Origin of the sequence: Enterobacter sp. Bisph1 (assembly GCF_000814905.1) — a bacterium.
In the GTDB taxonomy this organism is placed as follows: Bacteria; Pseudomonadota; Gammaproteobacteria; order Enterobacterales; family Enterobacteriaceae; genus Kosakonia.
In genome coordinates, this window is record NZ_JXAG01000034.1 from 80,716 (window position 1) to 101,248 (window position 20,533).

General features: G+C 52.9%; 15 protein-coding genes. 4 read left to right on the forward strand and 11 right to left on the reverse strand.

Features of this window, described 5'->3' with window-relative positions; genetic code table 11:
- Nucleotides 1-11 precede the first annotated feature (11 nt).
- The 7 genes from RW65_RS08815 to RW65_RS08845 all read right to left on the reverse strand — a co-directional run bounded on the left by RW65_RS08815 (nt 12) and on the right by RW65_RS08845 (nt 8,892).
- Nucleotides 12-2,276 carry a ComEC family protein gene (locus RW65_RS08815; RefSeq protein WP_039056352.1) on the reverse strand — a complete coding sequence of 755 codons (2,265 nt, stop codon included), beginning with the start codon at nt 2,274-2,276 and terminating at the stop codon, nt 12-14.
- Between the two features lie 216 nt (nt 2,277-2,492).
- Nucleotides 2,493-2,777, reverse strand: a complete 285-nt coding sequence (ihfB, locus tag RW65_RS08820) for an integration host factor subunit beta (protein WP_007374142.1) — start codon at nt 2,775-2,777, stop codon at nt 2,493-2,495.
- 183 nt (nt 2,778-2,960) lie between these two features.
- Nucleotides 2,961-4,634, reverse strand: coding sequence for a 30S ribosomal protein S1 (gene rpsA / locus RW65_RS08825; protein ID WP_039056353.1), 1,674 nt, complete (start codon nt 4,632-4,634; stop codon nt 2,961-2,963).
- A gap of 113 nt (nt 4,635-4,747) precedes the next feature.
- On the reverse strand, nt 4,748-5,431 hold the full coding sequence (gene cmk / locus RW65_RS08830) for a (d)CMP kinase (protein ID WP_039056354.1): 684 nt from the start codon (nt 5,429-5,431) through the stop codon (nt 4,748-4,750).
- A 165-nt stretch (nt 5,432-5,596) separates the two neighbouring features.
- Entirely contained in the window at nt 5,597-6,880 is a 1,284-nt protein-coding gene (gene aroA / locus RW65_RS08835) for a 3-phosphoshikimate 1-carboxyvinyltransferase (RefSeq protein WP_039056355.1), read from the reverse strand.
- Nucleotides 6,881-6,951: 71 nt separating this feature from the next.
- The gene (serC, locus tag RW65_RS08840) at nt 6,952-8,037 is read right to left on the reverse strand and encodes a 3-phosphoserine/phosphohydroxythreonine transaminase (RefSeq protein ID WP_039056356.1); all 1,086 of its coding nucleotides are present in this window, start codon (nt 8,035-8,037) and stop codon (nt 6,952-6,954) included.
- Nucleotides 8,038-8,199: 162 nt separating this feature from the next.
- Nucleotides 8,200-8,892, reverse strand: coding sequence for a DUF421 domain-containing protein (locus RW65_RS08845; RefSeq protein WP_039056357.1), 693 nt, complete (start codon nt 8,890-8,892; stop codon nt 8,200-8,202).
- Nucleotides 8,893-9,028: 136 nt separating this feature from the next.
- Here RW65_RS08845 and ycaO point away from each other — a divergent pair, with 136 nt between their 5' ends.
- The 4 genes from ycaO (at nt 9,029) to pflA (ending at nt 15,389) form a co-directional block, all read left to right on the forward strand.
- Nucleotides 9,029-10,789, forward strand: a complete 1,761-nt coding sequence (ycaO, locus tag RW65_RS08850; RefSeq protein ID WP_039056358.1) for a 30S ribosomal protein S12 methylthiotransferase accessory factor YcaO — start codon at nt 9,029-9,031, stop codon at nt 10,787-10,789.
- A 405-nt stretch (nt 10,790-11,194) separates the two neighbouring features.
- Nucleotides 11,195-12,052 carry a formate transporter FocA gene (gene focA / locus RW65_RS08855; RefSeq protein WP_039056359.1) on the forward strand — a complete coding sequence of 286 codons (858 nt, stop codon included), beginning with the start codon at nt 11,195-11,197 and terminating at the stop codon, nt 12,050-12,052.
- A 51-nt stretch (nt 12,053-12,103) separates the two neighbouring features.
- Entirely contained in the window at nt 12,104-14,386 is a 2,283-nt protein-coding gene (gene pflB / locus RW65_RS08860; RefSeq protein WP_039056360.1) for a formate C-acetyltransferase, read from the forward strand.
- 262 nt (nt 14,387-14,648) lie between these two features.
- Nucleotides 14,649-15,389 carry a pyruvate formate lyase 1-activating protein gene (pflA, locus tag RW65_RS08865; protein ID WP_039056361.1) on the forward strand — a complete coding sequence of 247 codons (741 nt, stop codon included), beginning with the start codon at nt 14,649-14,651 and terminating at the stop codon, nt 15,387-15,389.
- A 69-nt stretch (nt 15,390-15,458) separates the two neighbouring features.
- On the opposite strand, the gene RW65_RS08870 is transcribed toward pflA, so the two are convergent.
- The 4 genes from RW65_RS08870 to lolA all read right to left on the reverse strand — a co-directional run bounded on the left by RW65_RS08870 (nt 15,459) and on the right by lolA (nt 20,258).
- A complete protein-coding gene (locus RW65_RS08870) occupies nt 15,459-16,607 on the reverse strand; it encodes an MFS transporter (RefSeq protein WP_039056362.1) in 1,149 nt (382 codons plus the stop codon).
- 302 nt (nt 16,608-16,909) lie between these two features.
- The gene (gene serS, locus RW65_RS08875) at nt 16,910-18,202 is read right to left on the reverse strand and encodes a serine--tRNA ligase (protein ID WP_039056363.1); all 1,293 of its coding nucleotides are present in this window, start codon (nt 18,200-18,202) and stop codon (nt 16,910-16,912) included.
- A gap of 91 nt (nt 18,203-18,293) precedes the next feature.
- Nucleotides 18,294-19,637: a replication-associated recombination protein A gene (locus RW65_RS08880; protein WP_039056364.1), complete on the reverse strand. Its 1,344-nt coding sequence runs from the start codon at nt 19,635-19,637 to the stop codon at nt 18,294-18,296.
- Nucleotides 19,638-19,646: 9 nt separating this feature from the next.
- On the reverse strand, nt 19,647-20,258 hold the full coding sequence (gene lolA / locus RW65_RS08885) for an outer membrane lipoprotein periplasmic chaperone LolA (protein ID WP_039056365.1): 612 nt from the start codon (nt 20,256-20,258) through the stop codon (nt 19,647-19,649).
- Between the last annotated feature and the right edge of the window lie 275 nt (nt 20,259-20,533).

A 20,533-nucleotide genomic window follows, 5' to 3' on the forward strand; every position in this document is an offset into this window, starting at 1 on the left:
AGCCGCATATTCTACCCGTTATCGCTGGGTACGCCAAACCACTGATGATACCAACGCGGTAAAAGTTGATCTCGTAAACTATGGATTTCCCAGCCCTGCGGTGAAAACGCGACCGTTATCTGCCCCTGGTGCGGTGTGGCATACCAGCGATAGCCCTGTTGCCGATAGCGCTCAACGACCTTTTTCGACGGCAGCCGCCAGGCGTTATAACGTGACGCGGACGCCAGCGCAGCCTCAGCGCCCACGCGCTGCACGAAGGGCAATGTAGAAGAACTGTTGCTGCCGTGGTGCGGCACCTGCACAAGTGTAGACTGCAAATGCGTCCAGTAGCGGCTTAGCATGGCCATCTCACCCGCCGCTTCAATATCCCCCGTCAGCAGCATACTGTATTGACCATCGTCGACTCTCACCACGCATGACAGGTTATTTCCTTTTGTTTGTGTACCCGGAAGCGGCCAATGCGCCGTAAAGGTTAACCCTTGCCATTGCCACTGCTCGCCGCGAAAGCAGGGCTGATGATTGGCCCACCCTAACGGGCTGCGGATCCATAACGCAGGCCAGACCTCCAGCAGTGAATCCAGCCCGCCACGATGATCGAGATGTTCATGACTGAGAATAATGCCTTCGGGTTGTAAAGCCCGCCAGCGCAGCCACGGAATAATGAGCTGCCGTCCGCTATTGCCGCCCGGCCAGGCCGTTCCTGTATCATAGAGAATCGCTTTGCCATTCCGCTCAATCACCATTGCCAGCCCCTGCCCGACATCCAGCATATGCACGGACCAGTCGCCAGGACGTTCGCTACGCCAGAGCGGAAACAGTAACAGCGCCAGGCCCGCCAGACACAGCGCCGGTATTCGCCGCCACAGATGAATACGCCAGACAATAAGCGCCAGCCAAGGCAGCAACGAGAGCCACTGCCAGCGTCTGTCCACATTGAGCCAGCCGTCGGGCAGCCCGTTAAGAAAGGCAAACAAAAAATGCAGGGTCTTATCCGCCAGATACCAGCAGGCCATCTCTATGGCGGATGGCCCCGTCAGGTGCAGCAACATGCCCAGTAGAATCAGCGGTACGGTAACAAAAGTGACTAACGGAATGGCCAGCAAATTGGCCACCAGCGCGCTCAGGCTGATACCGTGAAATATCACTATCTGCATCGGAAGCAGCAACAACGTCATCCCAAGCTGGAGATGAAATAAGTTAATACTCCCCTTAACCAGCCGCGGATACGGCTTCGTCGGCAACGGCAGCCATTGATACCAGAACAGCAGCGCGGCGACCGCAAATGCGGAGAGCCACAGGCTGTAGGAGAGAATTGCCAGCGGATCGTGGAATAAAATAGCGGCCACGCAGCAAAGCCAGACCTGCCAGGGGGACCATAACCGACCGGAGAGCCGTAATGCGGCCCATACGCTTAGAGAAATCGCCGTGCGAAACGCCGGCGGTTGCAGTCCGGTCAGCCAGGCGTACCCTACCGCACATCCGACGCCAATCAGCAACGGCAAACGCCAATCAATCCAGCGGCAAGGGAAGAAAAATTGTCCGCCACGAATAATGATCCCGGCGAGAATCGCCGCAAGGGCGATATGCAGCCCGGATATCGCCATTAAATGCGCCGTTCCCGTTTGTCGCATAATGTCTTTGACCCGGGTATCTAACGTTGAGCGCTCTCCCATCCCTAGCGCCAGTATCACTTGATGCCACGGGTGATGCGCCAGAACCGCCGTTAATGATTGCAGGTAGTTTGCACGCCATGTGCAACGTGATTCGACAATGCTTGCGTCAATAAACCGGCCGCTGAGGGGCAGATGTGCAGCTAGCGCATAGCGCTGCGAGTCGAAACCGCCCTCGTTCAGTTGCCCATGAACAGCACGTGCACGGATGGTCATCGCCCAGCGCTGACCGGTGCAAACCTGCTCAGGCAAATACTGGCCGTAAAACGTCATCCCAACCGCCGGGAACAGGCGCTTACCGTCCAGATGCGTGATTTTCCCCCAATGCCGGGTCATATGATCCGTATCGGTAATCACCACATCAACCTGACGATTTGCACCGGGCAGATGTTCGGTGGGCCACAACGCCTGCTTAGCGGCAAGGATCCCCCATGCAAATGCCAGCAGCGTGATGCCGCCATAACGACATTGCCGCGGCCTAAGACATGCCAGCAGGCAACCAATGGCAATCAGGGCCTGGATTAACCCTAAAGCGGGCAATTCAGGCAGCCAGAGTAAAGGCAAAATACCGATGATTATGCACAAAGCCAGTGCGGGTAAGGTCATGCATACCTCCTGTAGCTCGGGAAGTATGCCGGGTGATGTTAATGCTTGCGGGAGGGATTGCTGAATATGCGGCGCAGGCTCGTGACTTTCGCTTCACTTGCAAGGCGATTGCAAAATGGTGCGAAGCGGCTTCAGTAGTGGAGGTTACAGAAAAACAAAAAAAGCACCCATCAGGTGCTTCTTTCGTTGAAGTGAACTTTAGTGAATCACTAAAATTTATTCATAAATATTGGCGCGGTCGCGTAATTCTTTACCCGGCTTAAAGTGTGGAACGTATTTGCCTTCCAGATCCACTTTATCGCCTGTTTTTGGGTTACGCCCGGTGCGAGGTGCACGATAGTGCAGGGAAAAACTGCCGAAACCGCGGATCTCAATGCGCTCACCCTGGGCAAGAGTAGAGGCCATATGCTCCAGCATCTCTTTCACGGCATCTTCCACGGCTTTTGCCGGAATATGCGATTGCTGGCTTGCAAGTCTTTCAATCAATTCTGACTTGGTCATGATTCCTCCGGTTTCCTTCAACGCAAAATTAGCTTTACTAGCTTGAACAAGGGCGGCCGTAGCCGCCCTTTGTCATTGATTACAGGACGAATCCTGTAATCTGTCAAGTCGCTCCTTATCGTTCACGCTGCAACGGTGTGACTTTCGTCGTGCGACAGCGCAAATAATGCAGAGTACCCGATCTTACTCGCCTTTCGCTGCTTTGAAAGCTTCAGCCATAGCGCTAGAGAAGTTACCTTCTTCCTGTTTGTTGTTAACAGAAGCGATGGCATCTTTCTCGTCAGCTTCGTCTTTCGCACGAACAGACAGGCTAACTACGCGGTTTTTACGATCAACACCGGTGAATTTAGCTTCAACGTCGTCACCAACGTTCAGCACCAGAGTTGCGTCTTCAACGCGGTCACGTGAAGCTTCAGAAGCGCGCAGGTAACCTTCAACGCCGTCAGCCAGTTCTACAGTAGCGCCTTTCGCGTCAACTGCAGTGACTTTACCGTTTACGATTGCGCCTTTCTTGTTCATTGCAACGTAGTTGTTGAACGGATCTTCTGCGAGCTGTTTAACGCCCAGAGAGATACGCTCACGTTCTGCGTCAACCTGCAGAACAACCGCTGCGATTTCGTCGCCTTTTTTGTATTCACGCACTGCTTCTTCGCCTGCAACGTTCCAGGAGATGTCAGACAGGTGAACCAGGCCGTCGATGCCGCCGTCCAGGCCGATGAAGATACCGAAGTCAGTGATAGACTTGATTTTACCTTCAACGCGGTCGCCCTTGTTGTGGGTTTCAGCGAACTGCTGCCACGGGTTGGATTTGCACTGTTTCAGGCCCAGGGAGATACGACGACGTTCTTCGTCGATATCCAGAACCATCACTTCCACTACGTCGCCAACGTTAACAACTTTGGACGGGTGGATGTTTTTGTTGGTCCAATCCATTTCGGAAACGTGAACGAGGCCTTCAACGCCTTCTTCGATTTCAACGAAGCAGCCGTAGTCGGTCAGGTTGGTTACGCGACCAGTCAGGCGAGTACCTTCCGGGTAACGTTTAGCGATAGCAACCCACGGATCTTCACCCAGCTGTTTCAGGCCCAGGGAGACACGAGTACGTTCGCGGTCGAATTTCAGTACTTTAACAGTAATTTCGTCGCCAACGTTTACGATTTCGCTCGGATGCTTAACGCGTTTCCATGCCATATCGGTGATGTGCAGCAGGCCGTCAACGCCACCCAGATCAACGAATGCACCGTAGTCAGTGAGGTTCTTAACGATACCTTTAACTTCCATGCCTTCTTGCAGGTTTTCCAGCAGCTGATCGCGCTCTGCGCTGTTTTCGGATTCGATAACCGCACGACGGGAAACAACCACGTTGTTACGTTTCTGGTCCAGCTTGATTACTTTGAATTCAAGCTCTTTGCCTTCCAGGTGCAGGGTGTCACGGACCGGACGAACGTCTACCAGGGAACCCGGCAGGAACGCACGAATACCGTTCAGCTCAACAGTGAAGCCGCCCTTGACTTTGCCGTTGATAACACCGGTAACAGTTTCAGCTTCTTCGTAAGCTTTTTCCAGCGTGATCCAAGCTTCATGACGTTTAGCTTTTTCACGGGACAGCAGGGTTTCACCGAAGCCGTCTTCTACTGCATCCAGAGCAACGTCAACTTCGTCACCAACCTGGATTTCCAGCTCGCCCTGGGCGTTTTTGAACTGCTCTGCCGGAATGGCGGACTCAGATTTCAGACCGGCGTCAACCAGTACAATGTCTTTGTCGATAGCAACAACAACACCACGAACGATAGAACCCGGGCGGGTTTCGATTTCTTTCAGGGACTCTTCAAAGAGTTGAGCAAAAGATTCAGTCATATTGATAATCTTCAGGATTCTTCAATTTAACGTCCACCTGGCTTCATGCCGGATGGGGTTGTTTCACATGCCTGCTCACAATCCATTGCAGCAGGTACTTCGAATTCGGTCGCTTACGCGAGAGCCAATTTTTGGCGAGCATATTGTAGCGCTTTCTCAATCACTTGCTCAATGCTCAGGCTGGTTGAATCCAGTACTAAAGCATCTGCAGCGGGAACCAGCGGTGCAACAGGACGATTACGATCGCGGTCGTCTCGTTCCTTTATCTCGGCCAAAAGGCGTTCAAAGTTAACACTAAAGCCCTTCTCCTGCAACTGTAGCATTCGACGATGCGCACGCTCTTCAGAAGAAGCATCAAGGAAAATTTTCACCGGCGCATCAGGAAAGACAACCGTGCCCATATCGCGACCGTCGGCGATAAGGCCCGGCGCTTCACGAAAGGCGCGCTGGCGACGCAATAATGCTTCGCGTACGCGCGGGAAAGCCGCAATTTGCGATGCCGCATTTGCAACGTCCTGGGTACGGATTTCAGCGCGCACATCTTCGCCTTCGAGGATCACTTCCAGATGGCCGTTGGTCGAAACAAAACGCACATCCAGATGCGCCGCCAGCGGAACCAGAATGTCTTCAGAGGAAACGTCGACATGATGATGCAGCGCGGCCAGCGCCAGCACACGATAAATTGCGCCTGAGTCCAACAGATGCCATTGCAACGCTTCCGCCATTGCCTTGCAAAGCGTGCCTTTTCCCGCGCCGCTTGGCCCATCAATGGTGATTACCGGGGCAATTGCCGTCATCTTTCTCTCCTTAATCATGGCATACCGTTACTTAACCGCGCGCATTATACGCGCCTATGGCCACAATCGTTACTGTTGCGTGCGAATAAGCAAAACGTATGCAGCTGAGTGTAGAATAATTGCGCGTGAGACGGGCTGATTTACACCAGCCCGTAAGAGAAAGGATTAGGCCAGCGTGCTGATACGGGCTAACTGCTCGAAGTAGTCCGGGAAGGTTTTGGCCGTACATTTCGGATCAATAATCGTGACCGGGGTATCAGAAAGCGCCACTAACGAGAAACACATCGCCATACGGTGATCGTTATAGGTGTCGATGTCGGCAAACTGCAGGCTGGCAGGCGGCGTCACGCGAATATAGTCTTCGCCCTCTTCCACCTCAGCGCCAACTTTACGCAGCTCCGTCGCCATTGCGAACAGGCGATCGGTCTCTTTAACGCGCCAGTTATAAATATTGCGCAGCGTCGTCGTGCCGTGAGCAAATAACGCCGCTGTGGCGATGGTCATTGCCGCGTCGGGGATATGGTTCATATCCATATCAATAGCATTCAGCTCGCCACGGGTACAGGCGATATAGTCGTCGCCCCAAATAACCGTCGCGCCCATTTTTTCCAGCACATCGGCAAAACGAATATCGCCCTGCACGCTATTACGGCCAATACCGGTGACTTTTACCGTACCGCCTTTAATGGCGCCTGCCGCAAGAAAATAGGAAGCAGAAGAGGCATCCCCTTCAACCAGATAGTGACCCGGCGACTGGTATTGCTGCGCGCCACGCACCACAAAACGCTGGTACTGCTGGTTCTCAATCTCCACGCCGAAGGTCTTCATCAGATGCAGCGTGATATCAATATAGGGTTTAGAAACCAGATCGCCCTTAATGGTGATAACCGTATCGCTCGGTGCCAGCGGCGCGGTCATCAATAAGGCGGTTAAAAACTGACTGGAGACGCTACCATCAACGCTGACCTCACCACCGGTAAAGCCGCCCTTAAGGCGCAACGGCGGGTAGTTTTTTTGCTCCAGATAATCAATCGTTGCGCCGCCCTGACGCAGCGCATCAACTAAATGTCCAATCGGGCGCTCTTTCATGCGCGGTTCCCCGGTCAGCACAATATCGTTGACGCCCAGACAGAGCGCTGCTGCCAGCGGACGCATTGCGGTTCCGGCGTTACCAAGAAAAAGCTCCAGCTTTTCCGCTGACGGCAGTGGGCCGCCAACGCCGGTGACTTCACAGCGAGTACGATCGGCGGACAAGGTGTAGTGAACTCCCAGCGCGCTGAGGGCATTAAGCATATGGCGCACATCATCACTGTCTAAAAGGTTCGTCAGAACAGTGGTGCCACGAGCGAAGGCAGCCAGCAACAAGGCGCGGTTGGAGACACTCTTTGAACCAGGCAGATTAATGGTGCCATCTACCCGCGCGATGGGTTGTAACGTCAGGGATTCCATGAAACTTCACTCTCAACAGACAGGATAAAACCCCCGTAGCATTGCTCCGGGGGTGCGTTAAAACGGGAGGATTAACCGTGACGGCGTTCGAAATCGACCATAAAGTCGGTGAGCGCCTGCACGCCAGCCAGCGGCATCGCATTATAGATAGAGGCGCGCATACCGCCGACAACGCGGTGGCCTTTCAGCGCGTGCAGCCCCGCCGCGAACGACTCTTCTAAAAAGAGTTTGTCCAGCGCGCTGTCCGCCAGCTGGAACGGGACGTTCATACGCGAACGGTTAGCTTTTGCTACGTCGTTGCGGTAGAAATCGCTGTTGTCGATCACGCCGTACAGCAGCTCCGCTTTTTGCTGGTTAATGCTGTCCATGGCGGTGACGCCGCCCTGTTTTTTCAGCCATTTAAAGACCAGACCGGAAAGATACCAGGCAAAGGTCGGCGGCGTGTTGAACATTGAGTCGTTATCGTTCAGTACGGTGTAGTCCAGAATCGACGGGCATGACTGATGCGCTTTACCCAACAAATCTTCACGTACGATCACCAGCGTCAAACCCGCCGGTCCGATATTTTTCTGCGCACCGGCATAGATAACACCGAAGCGGCTGACATCGATCTGGCGGGAAAGAAGGGTTGATGAGAAGTCAGCGGTAACCACCACATCGCCAAAGTCCGGCGTTTCATCAATCGCAATGCCGTCGATAGTTTCGTTCGGGCAGTAATGCAGATAGGCCGCGTTATCGCTCAGTTGCCAGTCGCGCATCGGTGTAACCGCGCGCAAACCGTCAACAGTGGTTTTAGCGTCAATAACGTTCGGTGTGCAGTATTTTTTCGCTTCTTTTACCGCACTGGCTGCCCAGTAGCCGGCATCAACGTAATCCGCAGTGGTTTTGTCACCCAGCAGGTTCAGCGGAACGCCCGCGAACTGCCCGCGGCCACCGCCGTGACAGAACAGAACCTTATAGTTGGAGGGAATATTCAGCAGGTCGCGAAAATCCTTTTCTGCTTCTTGTGCCACGTGGATAAACTCTTTGCCACGATGGCTAACTTCCATTACCGACGTACCAAGGCCCTGCCAGTCGCACAGCTCTTGTTGCGCTTGTTTGAGCACATCCGCCGGTAACATTGCCGGACCCGAACTAAAATTAAAGACCTGAGTCATTTCCCCTCACCACGCTATAAAGCAATAAGTTATTCCTGTGATATCGGTTTTATCATTCAGCGCTACGCGCCGCAACGGGTAATGGGTGCGACTAGCAAAATGTGCGCTTACTCACATAGCAGAATGTTTTGTCAGCCACGCGCCGCTCCGATAAAAACGCTGTTATGTCACGCGAAGCGCCCGGCTCGCCTTCGACCATTCCGGATTTGAACAACGGGGACAGGCTAGCTTCTGGTCTTTCTCGAGGGCGACAATTTTACTGCAGCGCACACAGACATAATCTCCCGCCTCAGGAACCCTGGTGAAACGTTCGCTACAGCCTTCAGGCAGAATGCACAGCCCGGGCTTCACCTCCTCGTCGGTAAAGTAGTAAACGCTTATCTGGCCATTGGTTTCCATAATTGCCAGTCGAATCTGCCCCAGATGCTCAACGCCGCTAATTCGTAGCTCCATAAAGAATTCGAATTCGGTCATATTTTCAGCATGCAGTTTGTCCCAGGCCAGTTCGCCGTTTTCGACAATGACCACCGATTTACCTTCCAGCAGATCTTCCAGCCTTTCGCTATGCGACATTAGCCACATGACAAACCGATAGAGCAGCGCCAGGGTGACAAAAACGACGAAGACCGGCAGCATCGGTACATCGTCATAGAAGGCGACATCCCCGGCCGCCGATCCCAGAGTGAGGATGATGAGCACTTCAAAAAGTGACATTTGGCGCACGCCGCGCCGTCCGGTGATTTTAAGGAATAAAAAGACCAATACAAAGGTATAGAGACTGCGTAATGCCACTTCCCCCAGAAATTCAACCGGTACCTTGTCGAATGCCATACGATGCAAATCAAACGCTTTCATTTTTTATGCCTGAACAGTCCATTATTTTTCTAAGCATAGACAGAAGTTTTATTTTCGCCGTGCCGATGGGGAAGATAGCGTCAGACACGTAAAACCCGTATTATTGCGCGCTTTACGTACGATAAAAGTGACTGTCATGACTCAAACCTTTATTCCCGGCAAAGATGCCGCGCTGGAAGATTCCATCGCTCGCTTTCAGCAAAAGCTCACCGATCTCGGCTTTAACATCGAAGAGGCTTCCTGGCTAAATCCGGTGCCTAACGTCTGGTCCGTGCACATCCGCGACAAAGAGTGCGCGCTGTGCTTTACCAACGGCAAAGGCGCCACCAAAAAAGCCGCACTGGCCTCGGCACTGGGCGAGTACTTTGAACGTCTCTCCACTAACTACTTCTTCGCTGACTTCTGGCTGGGCGATGACATTGCCCAGGGTCCTTTCGTCCATTATCCGAATGAAAAATGGTTCCCGCTGCCGGAAGACGACACCCTGCCGGAAGGTATTCTCGATGCGCGCCTGCGTGCGTATTACGATCCGCAGGGCGAATTAACGGCCGGTATGCTGGTCGATCTGCAATCCGGTAACGATGAGCGCGGTATCTGCGCCCTGCCGTTTACCCGGCAGTCCGACGAGCAGACTGTCTATATCCCGATGAATATCGTCGGCAACCTGTATGTTTCGAACGGCATGTCCGCGGGTAACACGCGCAATGAAGCCCGCGTGCAGGGGCTGTCCGAAGTGTTTGAACGTCATATCAAGAACCGCATTATTGCCGAAAGCATCAGCCTGCCGGAAATCCCGCAGGAGGTGCTGGCGCGCTATCCGGGCGTCGTCGAAGCGATTGCCACTCTCGAAGCGGAAGGTTTCCCGATTTTTGCTTACGATGGTTCGCTGGGTGGTAAATACCCGGTTATCTGTGTCGTGCTGTTTAACCCGGCTAATGGCACCTGCTTCGCTTCGTTTGGCGCGCATCCCGATTTCGGTGTGGCCCTTGAGCGTACCGTGACCGAATTACTGCAGGGCCGTGGGCTAAAAGATCTCGATGTCTTTACGCCGCCGACCTTTGATGATGAAGAAGTGGCCGAGCATGCCAACCTCGAAACGCACTTTATCGACTCCAGCGGTTTGATCTCCTGGGATCTGTTTAAGCAGGACGCGGATTATCCGTTTGTCGACTGGAGCTTTGCAGGCACCACCGAAGAAGAGTTCGCCACGCTGATGGCTATCTTCAAAGCGGAAGATAAAGAAGTCTATATCGCAGATTATGAGCATTTAAGCGTTTATGCCTGTCGTATTCTGGTGCCGGGCATGTCCGATATCTATCCGGCAGAAGATCTGTGGCTGGCGAACAACACCATGGGCAGCCATTTGCGTGAAACGATCCTCTCGTTACCCGGCAGCGAATGGGAAAAAGAGGATTATCTCAACCTTATCGCCCAGCTCGACGATGAAGGCCATGATGACTTCACCCGCGTACGTGAACTGTTGGGCCTGGCCACGGGGAAAGATAACGGCTGGTACACGCTGCGTATTGGTGAGCTGAAAGCGATGCTGGCGCTGGCGGGCGGCGATCTGGATCAGGCGCTGGCCTGGACCGAATGGACCATGGAATTCAACGCTTCGATCTTTAGCGCCGAGCGTGCGAACTACTACCGCTGCCTGCAAACGCTGTTGCTGCTGGCGCAAGAAGAGGATCGCCAGCCGCTGCAATATCTGAATGCCTTCGTACGTATGTATGGCGCGCAGGCTGTGGAAGCCGCCAGCGCGGCGTTAAGCGGTGAAGCACCGTTCTACGATCTGCAGCCGGCTGACGGTTCGCTGAAAGCCTTCCCGGCCCATCAGTCGTTGTTAGCCGCTTACGAAAAATTACAACGCGCTAAACGTGCGTACTGGGCGAAATAGCAACAAATAGTACGACAATATGTAGGCTTAATGCGCGGTCTACGCTATATTACGGGGCAATTTCATTGCCCCTTTTTATTTATTTTTCGGCAATGATCGCCATATGTAATATTAAAGTTAAATATGGGTAAATATAATTATCTGTTCAAACGAATAATGTTACTTCTTATGGCAATTACTCCATTTTAATTAACTGTTTGTCGGGAGACCGCATAAAAATATTCAACTCTTTTTGTAATTCTTAAACTTTATTTTTATATTGATAATCAACAAGTTACTCCGCAGTCGTTGAGAAACCACGCACTTTGCGGTCCTATAAGCCAGGCGAGATATGATCCATATCAAATTCTCTTCTATAATGCTTTGTTAGTATCTCGTCGCCGACTTAATAAAGAGAGAGTTAGTGTGAAAGCTGACAACCCTTTTGATCTTATTCTTCCAGCTGAGATGGCCAAAGTTGCCGAAGAAGCTGGCGTCTATAAAGCGACTAAACATCCGCTTAAGACCTTCTACCTTGCGATTACCGCAGGTGTATTTATCTCCATTGCTTTCGTGTTCTATATCACTGCCACTACCGGAAGCGGAGCAATGCCCTACGGTATTGCTAAACTTATTGGTGGTGTCTGTTTCTCCCTGGGGTTGATCCTTTGCATCATCTGCGGTGCCGATCTGTTTACTTCCACCGTACTGATTGTTGTGGCGAAAGCCAGCGGGCGTATCACCTGGGGCCAACTGGGCCGCAACTGGCTTAACGTCTATGTCGGTAACCTGGTGGGCGCGCTGCTGTTTGTCCTGTTGATGTGGTTATCTGGCGAGTATATGGTCGCCAACGGTGGCTGGGGCTTAAACGTGCTTCAAACCGCTGACCATAAAGTGCATCACACCTTTATTGAAGCCGTTGCGCTGGGCATCCTGGCTAACCTGATGGTCTGTATGGCCGTATGGATGAGCTACTCCGGACGCAGCCTGATGGATAAAGCCATGATTATGGTTTTACCGGTAGCGATGTTTGTCGCCAGCGGTTTTGAGCACAGTATTGCGAACATGTTTATGATCCCGATGGGTATCGTGATTCGCAACTTTGCAAGCCCGGAGTTCTGGACCGCTGTTGGTTCCAGCCCGGAAAATTTTTCTCACCTGACCATTATGAATTTCATCACCGATAATCTGATTCCGGTAACAATCGGCAATATCATTGGTGGAGGATTATTAGTCGGGTTGACATACTGGGTCATTTACCTGCGTGGCAACGATCATCACTAACGATTGTTTCAGGCAGTAAATAAAAAATCCACTTAAGAAGGTAGGTGTTACATGTCCGAGCTTAATGAAAAATTAGCCACAGCCTGGGAAGGTTTTGCCAAAGGCGACTGGCAGAAAGAAGTCAACGTACGTGACTTTATCCAGAAAAACTACACCCCGTACGAAGGCGACGAGTCCTTCCTGGCTGGCGCAACTGACGCGACCACCAAGCTGTGGGACAAAGTCATGGAAGGCGTTAAACTGGAAAACCGCACTCACGCGCCGGTTGATTTTGACACCTCTGTTGCTTCCACCATCACTTCTCACGACGCTGGCTACATCAACAAAGCGCTGGAGAAAATTGTTGGTCTGCAAACTGAAGCTCCGCTGAAACGCGCCATCATCCCGTTCGGCGGCATTAAAATGGTTGAGAGCTCCTGCAAAGCGTACAATCGCGAGCTGGACCCGGCCCTGAAAAAAATCTTCACCGACTACCGTAAGACCCACAACCAGGGCGTCTTCGATGTTTACACCAAAGACATTCTGAACTGCCGTAAATCCGGCGTTCTGACCGGTCTGCCGGATGCGTACGGCCGTGGTCGTATTATCGGTGACTACCGTCGCGTTGCGCTGTACGGTATCGACTTCCTGATGAAAGACAAATACGCTCAGTTCCAGTCTCTGCAGTCCGACCTGGAAAACGGCGTTAATCTGGAAGCGACTATCCGTCTGCGTGAAGAGATTGCTGAACAGCATCGTGCGCTGGGCCAGATCAAAGAGATGGCGGCTAAATATGGCTGCGATATCTCCGCTCCGGCATCTAACGCGCAGGAAGCTATCCAGTGGACCTACTTCGGTTACCTGGCTGCGGTTAAATCTCAGAACGGCGCTGCAATGTCCTTCGGTCGCGTGTCCACTTTCCTGGATGCCTACATCGAACGTGACCTGAAAGCGGGCAAAATCACTGAACAAGACGCTCAGGAAATGATTGACCACCTGGTCATGAAACTGCGTATGGTTCGCTTCCTGCGTACCCCTGAGTATGATGAACTGTTCTCCGGTGACCCGATTTGGGCAACGGAATCTATCGGCGGTATGGGCGTTGACGGCCGTACTCTGGTAACCAAAAACAGCTTCCGTTTCCTGAACACCCTGTACACCATGGGGCCGTCTCCGGAGCCGAACATCACCGTTCTGTGGTCTGAAAAACTGCCGCTGAACTTCAAAAAATACGCTGCTAAAGTTTCCATCGATACCTCTTCTCTGCAGTATGAGAACGATGATCTGATGCGCCCTGACTTTAACAACGACGACTACGCAATTGCTTGCTGCGTAAGCCCGATGGTTGTGGGTAAACAAATGCAGTTCTTCGGTGCTCGCGCTAACCTGGCGAAAACCATGCTGTATGCCATCAACGGCGGCGTTGATGAAAAACTGAAAATCCAGGTAGGTCCGAAATCTGAACCTATCAAAGGCGACGTGCTGAAGTTCGACGAAGTGATGGATCGTATGGATCACTTCATGGACTGGCTGGCTAAACAGTATGTCACCGCGCTGAACGTTATCCACTACATGCATGACAAGTACAGCTACGAAGCTTCACTGATGGCGCTGCACGATCGTGACGTTATCCGTACTATGGCTTGCGGTATCGCAGGTCTGTCCGTTGCGGCTGACTCCCTGTCTGCTATCAAATATGCGAAAGTTAAACCGATTCGTGACGAAGACGGTCTGGCAATCGACTTCGAAATCGAAGGCGAATACCCGCAGTTTGGTAACAACGACGCGCGTGTAGATGACATGGCGGTTGACCTGGTAGAACGTTTCATGAAGAAAATTCAGAAACTGACCACCTACCGCAACGCTATCCCGACGCAGTCTGTTCTGACCATTACTTCTAACGTTGTATATGGTAAGAAAACCGGTAATACCCCGGATGGCCGTCGCGCTGGCGCACCGTTCGGACCGGGTGCTAACCCGATGCACGGTCGTGACCAGAAAGGTGCGGTTGCCTCTCTGACTTCCGTTGCTAAACTGCCGTTTGCCTACGCTAAAGATGGTATCTCTTACACCTTCTCTATCGTTCCGAACGCGCTGGGTAAAGACGACGAAGTGCGTAAAACTAACCTCGCAGGTCTGATGGACGGTTACTTCCATCACGAAGCGTCCATCGAAGGTGGTCAGCACCTGAACGTGAACGTGATGAACCGCGAAATGCTGCTCGACGCGATGGACAACCCGGAAAAATATCCGCAGCTGACCATTCGTGTTTCCGGCTACGCAGTACGTTTTAACTCCCTGACGAAAGAACAGCAGCAGGACGTTATCACCCGTACTTTCACTCAGACCATGTAATTCGCCTGCCGGGTTGCATCCAGGCGGCAACAGAACGAAGCCACGAAAGATGCAGCTTTTAAGACGAAGGGTATTGACTGAAATCGCGAAGTAAAAAGCGTATAATAAAGGCTCCACGTCAGTGGGGCCTTTTTAATACCTGAAGTGTGCTTTGTCAGCCATCTATACTTGCTGGATGTCTGCCAAAACAGACTTAGCGCAGAAGGAATGAAACTGCGCAGCCACAGGCCCCGGATGGGCCACATCTGGAGAAAACACCGCAATGTCAGTTATTGGTCGCATCCACTCCTTTGAATCCTGCGGCACGGTCGACGGCCCGGGCATCCGTTTTATCACCTTCTTCCAGGGCTGCCTGATGCGCTGCCTGTATTGCCACAACCGCGATACATGGGATACGCACGGCGGTAAAGAGATTACCGTGGAAGAGCTTATGAAAGAGGTGGTGACCTATCGCCACTTTATGAATGCTTCCGGCGGCGGCGTTACGGCTTCCGGCGGGGAGGCTATTCTGCAGGCGGAATTCGTCCGTGACTGGTTCCGCGCCTGCAAAAAAGAGAGCATCCACACCTGCCTCGACACCAACGGCTTTGTTCGCCGTTACGATCCGGTGATTGATGAACTGTTGGATGTGACCGATCTGGTGATGCTCGATCTGAAGCAGATGAATGATGAAATCCATCAGAATCTGGTGGGTGTTTCCAACCATCGCACCCTGGAGTTCGCGCAATATTTAGCGAAGAAAAATATTAACGTGTGGATCCGCTATGTTGTTGTACCTGGCTGGTCCGACGATGATGACTCTGCGCATCGTCTTGGCGAGTTTACCCGCGATATGGGTAACGTCGAGAAGATCGAACTGCTGCCCTATCATGAGCTGGGTAAACATAAATGGGTGGCGATGGGTGAAGAGTATAAGCTGGACGGCATTCACCCGCCGAAGAAAGAAACGATGGAGCGCGTGAAAGGCATTCTCGAACAGTACGGTCACAAAGTGATGTACTAACGCCGCAGAAGCAGCAAAGCCACAACGCAAGGTTATGGCTTTGTTTTATGGCGTACCTGGAACGATCATTCAGGCATGTGCCACCGGCGTCGGATGCTTGCCCGCTTTACGCATCAGCATTACCAGATAGATAAACGACACCCCGGCAATCATGATAAACAGCAGGCTGTCTGAGTAGCTTTGCATCAGCATAGCGGTCAACGTCGGACCTAACAGGCTGCCGATGGTATAACTGAGCAGCAGCGCCTGATTCATCGCCACCAGCTGATGATGCTCCACTTTCTCACAGGCCCAGGCCATCGCGACCGGATAGAGGGTAAAGCCTGCGGTTCCGAGCACAAACAACGCGGGCGCCATCGCCGCGTTGCTCAACATTGCAAAACAGCCGACGATCACCACAAACACCTGCACTCGCAGGACTAACAGCCGGCCAAATCGGTCAGCCAAACGGCCAATCGGCCACTGGCCAACAATGCCCGCACTGACCATCAGCGCCATCCAGAAGCCAATTCCCGAATCGCTGATCCCCTGATGCGAAAGATAGAGCGGCATCAGGCCATACAGCGAACCCAGAATAATGCCGGAGATAATGCAGCCGTTCACACCGAGTCGCGCCTGACGCAGACGCAGCATCGGCCATATCGACGTGGTTGCCACCTCTTCACTGTGCTGGTTAACGATGCGGGTAAACAGCAGCGGCAGAATTGCCGCCAGCACCAGCGCCGTCGCCCACGGCAGTACGCTCATCAGATCCGTCGGCAATTTACTGACCATCACCTGACCCAGCACTGTGCCCACGTAGTAAACCATCATATAGGCCGCTAACAGCCGCCCACGGTTACGCGAGGTGCCGCTGCACATCAAAGCACTTTCCACTACCACCCAGATCATCGCGCAGCCTACGCCAGCGATAAAGCGCCAGATCATCCAACTCCAGAAGCCAATCGTCAGCCCAAGGCCAACACAACCGGCGGCAAATATCAGCGAGGCAATGTAATAACTGTGGTTAAAGCCCAGACGGCGAATTAAACGCCCGGTCAGTAAAGTGCCCAGCAAATTACCGGTAAAATAGGAGGAACCCACCATACCCACCTGCCAGGTTGGTAAGTTTTCGTGGGTCAGCCAGAGCGGCACGAGCGTGTTCAGCGTCGCGATCGCCAGCGTCAACAACATGAGGCCGCAGAGCAATAACAGCACTGGCCGGGTATAGGTGGACATGGATTAAAACCGTGAGGAAGTTCAGTTTGCGTGCGCATCATGCCACCGGCAAAAACATTGTCAATCCGCGCAGTTAGGGGCTGACACGTTTTGCAACGCGACGATTTGTAAAACTTATCCAGCGCAGGGGCAAAAAGAAAAAAAGAATAATCACTCTATTGAAAAGCAAAGAATATTTCCCGCCACAAGCAGAATTGTCAGTTGAAAAAATTCATGATCATTTTTGATATAAAACGCAGGAGAATACCAGGGAAATAAAAAAGCGCCCGCAGGCGCTTTTAGAAGTGATGTCGGCGTGGAGATTAACCGATAAATTCAAGACCGTTCATATACGGGCGCAGCACTTCCGGCACTTCGATGCGTCCGTCAGCCTGCTGATAGTTTTCCATTACCGCCACCAGCGTACGACCGACCGCCAGCCCGGAACCGTTCAGGGTATGAACCAGACGGGTTTTCTTATCGGACTTGCTGCGGCAACGCGCCTGCATACGGCGCGCCTGGAAATCCCAGACGTTAGAGCAGGAGGAGATTTCACGGTAGGTATCCTGCGCCGGCACCCACACTTCCAGATCGTAGGTTTTGCAGGCACCGAAGCCCATATCGCCGGTACACAGCAGAACTTTGCGGTAAGGCAAGCCCAGCAGCTGCAAGACTTTCTCTGCGTGGCCGGTCATCTCTTCCAGCGCCGCCATAGAATCTTCCGGGCGGACAATCTGCACCATTTCGACTTTATCGAACTGGTGCATACGGATAAGACCACGGGTATCACGACCATAGGAACCGGCTTCGGAACGGAAGCACGGCGTATGGGCGGTCATTTTGATCGGCAGATTCTCTTCGTCGATAATCTCGTCGCGTACCAGGTTAGTCAGCGGAACTTCCGCCGTCGGGATTAACGCGTAGTTGCTGCTGTCCGCCTCTTCTTCCAGCGGGCGCGTATGGAACAGATCGCCGGCGAATTTCGGCAACTGACCCGTTCCGTACAGCGTGTCCTGGTTGACCAGGTAAGGAACGTAGTTTTCCGCATAACCATGCTGTTCGGTGTGCAGGTCTAACATGAACTGCGCCAGCGCACGGTGCATACGGGCAATCTGCCCTTTCATTACCACAAAACGGGAGCCGGTCAGTTTTACCGCAGCGGCAAAATCCAGCCCGTTTTGCATTTCGCCCAGCGTGACGTGATCGCGAATCTCAAAATCGAATTTACGCGGCGTGCCCCAACGGCTGACTTCAACGTTGTCGTGTTCATCACGGCCAACCGGTACGCTCTCGTCCGGCAGGTTAGGAATAGTCAGCGCGATATCGCGAATTTCCGCCAGCAGGGTTTCAAGCTCTGCTTTTGCCGCGTCCAGCTCTTCACCCAGCTTGTTCACTTCCAGGCGTAAAGGCTCGATATCTTCCCCGCGTGCTTTCGCCTGGCCAATGGATTTCGATCGCGAGTTGCGTTCCGCCTGCAGGTTTTCAGTATTCACCTGCAAGACTTTACGGCGCTCTTCAAGGGCGCGTAATTTATCTACATCCAGCTTAAAGCCTCGGCGTGCCAGTTTTTCAGCGACTGCGTCTGGCTCGGTACGCAGCAGATTGGGATCGAGCATGCTTTTCCTGTGCTTATCGAATTGAAATAAAAGAGTACGACCGCAGCCTGCGGTCGATGGTGTAAGCAGTAACCTTACCGCAACGTCCGCACTAGCGATAGCGTTTTATAGGGCTTTTATGATCCTGTTCGGTAAGCCAGGCGAGCTTTTCGCCAATCTTACCTTCAAGGCCCCGGGTAGAGGGACGATAGTAGCGCGTTTGGGCCATTTCTTGCGGGAAATAGTCCTCACCGGCGGCATAGGCATTGGGTTCGTCATGGGCGTAACGATACTCCTGGCCGTAACCCATCTCTTTCATCAGTTTGGTTGGTGCATTACGTAAATGCGCCGGGACATCATAATCCGGGCGATCGCGCGCATCGGCCAGCGCCGCTTTAAAGGCGGTATACACCGCATTACTTTTCGGCGCGCAGGCAAGGTAGACAATCGCCTGCGCAATGGCGCGCTCACCTTCCGCAGGCCCTACGCGGGTAAAACAGTCCCAGGCGGCAATAGCGACCTGCATCGCGCGCGGATCGGCGTTACCCACATCTTCCGAGGCAATCGCCAGGCAGCGGCGCGCAACGTATAAAGGATCGCCACCGGCGCTGATAATACGTGCATACCAGTAGAGAGCCGCATCCGGCGCGCTACCGCGAACGGATTTATGCAGCGCCGAGATCAAATCATAAAAACGATCGCCTTTGTTATCGAAGCGGGCGCTACGTTCCCCGGCAATTTCCGTGAGCAGCTCCGGCTTCAACACCCGTTTACCGGCGCTATCAAGCTCCGCCATATCGGCCATCATTTCCAGCGTATTGAGCGCCCGGCGCGCATCGCCGCCCACCAGTTCGGCAATCGCTTTGCGGGTATCATCGGGCAGAACAATATCCTGCCCGCCGTAGCCGCGCCCTTTGTCTTCCATGGCCTGCGTTAACACCCGCTCAATATCATCAGTCGTAAGGGACTTAAGCAGATAAACGCGGGCACGAGACAGCAGTGCTGAATTGAGTTCGAAAGAGGGATTTTCCGTCGTCGCACCGATAAAAGTTATCGTGCCATCTTCAATATGCGGCAGAAAGGCATCCTGCTGGCTTTTGTTAAAGCGATGAACTTCGTCGACAAACAGAATGGTGCGTCGCCCGGCATTACGGTTCTGCCGCGCGCGTTCGATAGCTTCACGGATCTCTTTTACGCCGGAGGTGACCGCGGAGATACGTTCTACATCGGCACTGGCGTAGCGGGCAATCACTTCCGCCAGCGTTGTTTTTCCGGTGCCGGGCGGTCCCCAGAGGATCATCGAATGGAGATGCCCGGCTTCAATGGCGCGCGGAAGCGGCTTGCCCGGTGCCAGGAGATGCTGCTGGCCGATGTACTGCGCTAAATTTTCTGGCCGCATACGCGCGGCCAGGGGTTGAAACGCATTATCGGAAAAGTCGAGCGACATGTTACTCATGCGCGCCTCTTACTTACGCTGGTCGTCAACCGTTACGCCCTTCGGCGGGGTAAAAGTGAATTTCGAGGCATCAACGGTGCCGTTTTGCTGGGATTTCAGCTGATAACTGCTGCGCTGATCGTCCTGCTCAATGGCGCTGAATTGATGGATAGTGCCATCGCGGCCAACATTGATAGTGAACTGTTTCAGGTTGCCGTTATTGCCCTTTGGTGTCAGGACAAAATCGTCGCCCTTCTGCTCAATATTATACTGCTGCCAGTCGCTGGCCTGGTTACGGGCAATCAACATAAACGGCGTATTGCCGGTGGCGTCTTTCAGCCAGGTTGCCGTGGCCTGCTCAACAAACGGGTTATAGAACCACAAGGTTTTCCCGTCAGAGACCAGCACGCTTTCGTCCGGCTGGGTCATATGCCAGTTAAACAGATTCGGTCGTTTGACCCACAAATCGCCCTGACCTTCCTGAACCGCAGCGCCGCTACCGTCGGTCACTTTTTGGCTAAAGGTGGCGTGGAAGCTGCTGACTTTATCGAGACGACTTTTCAGATCGCCAGAAGCATCAGCCCACGCCTGGCTGGCGGCAAAGCTGGCAAGTAAGGCACAGGCGATGGCAATTTTTTTCATCTTGATTCCTTAAAATTTTTTCAAGCTGCCAGTCAACAGACTCAATGGATAACCGCGACTACTATAACAATTCAGTTGCGCGATTGCCTGGTAAAAAAACTGAAAAGGAGCCAGTAAGAGAGCGTTAAAAGGCAATAAATCATTGGCACCGATCACTCCGCCTGGCTTTATAAGCTGTTTATTCTCTTGTGACTATTCCCCGGACTTGAATGCACTAAATATTCGCAATAAATGCGCTTTAAACGGCCACAACGGCCCTGTATTAGTTTTAAAAA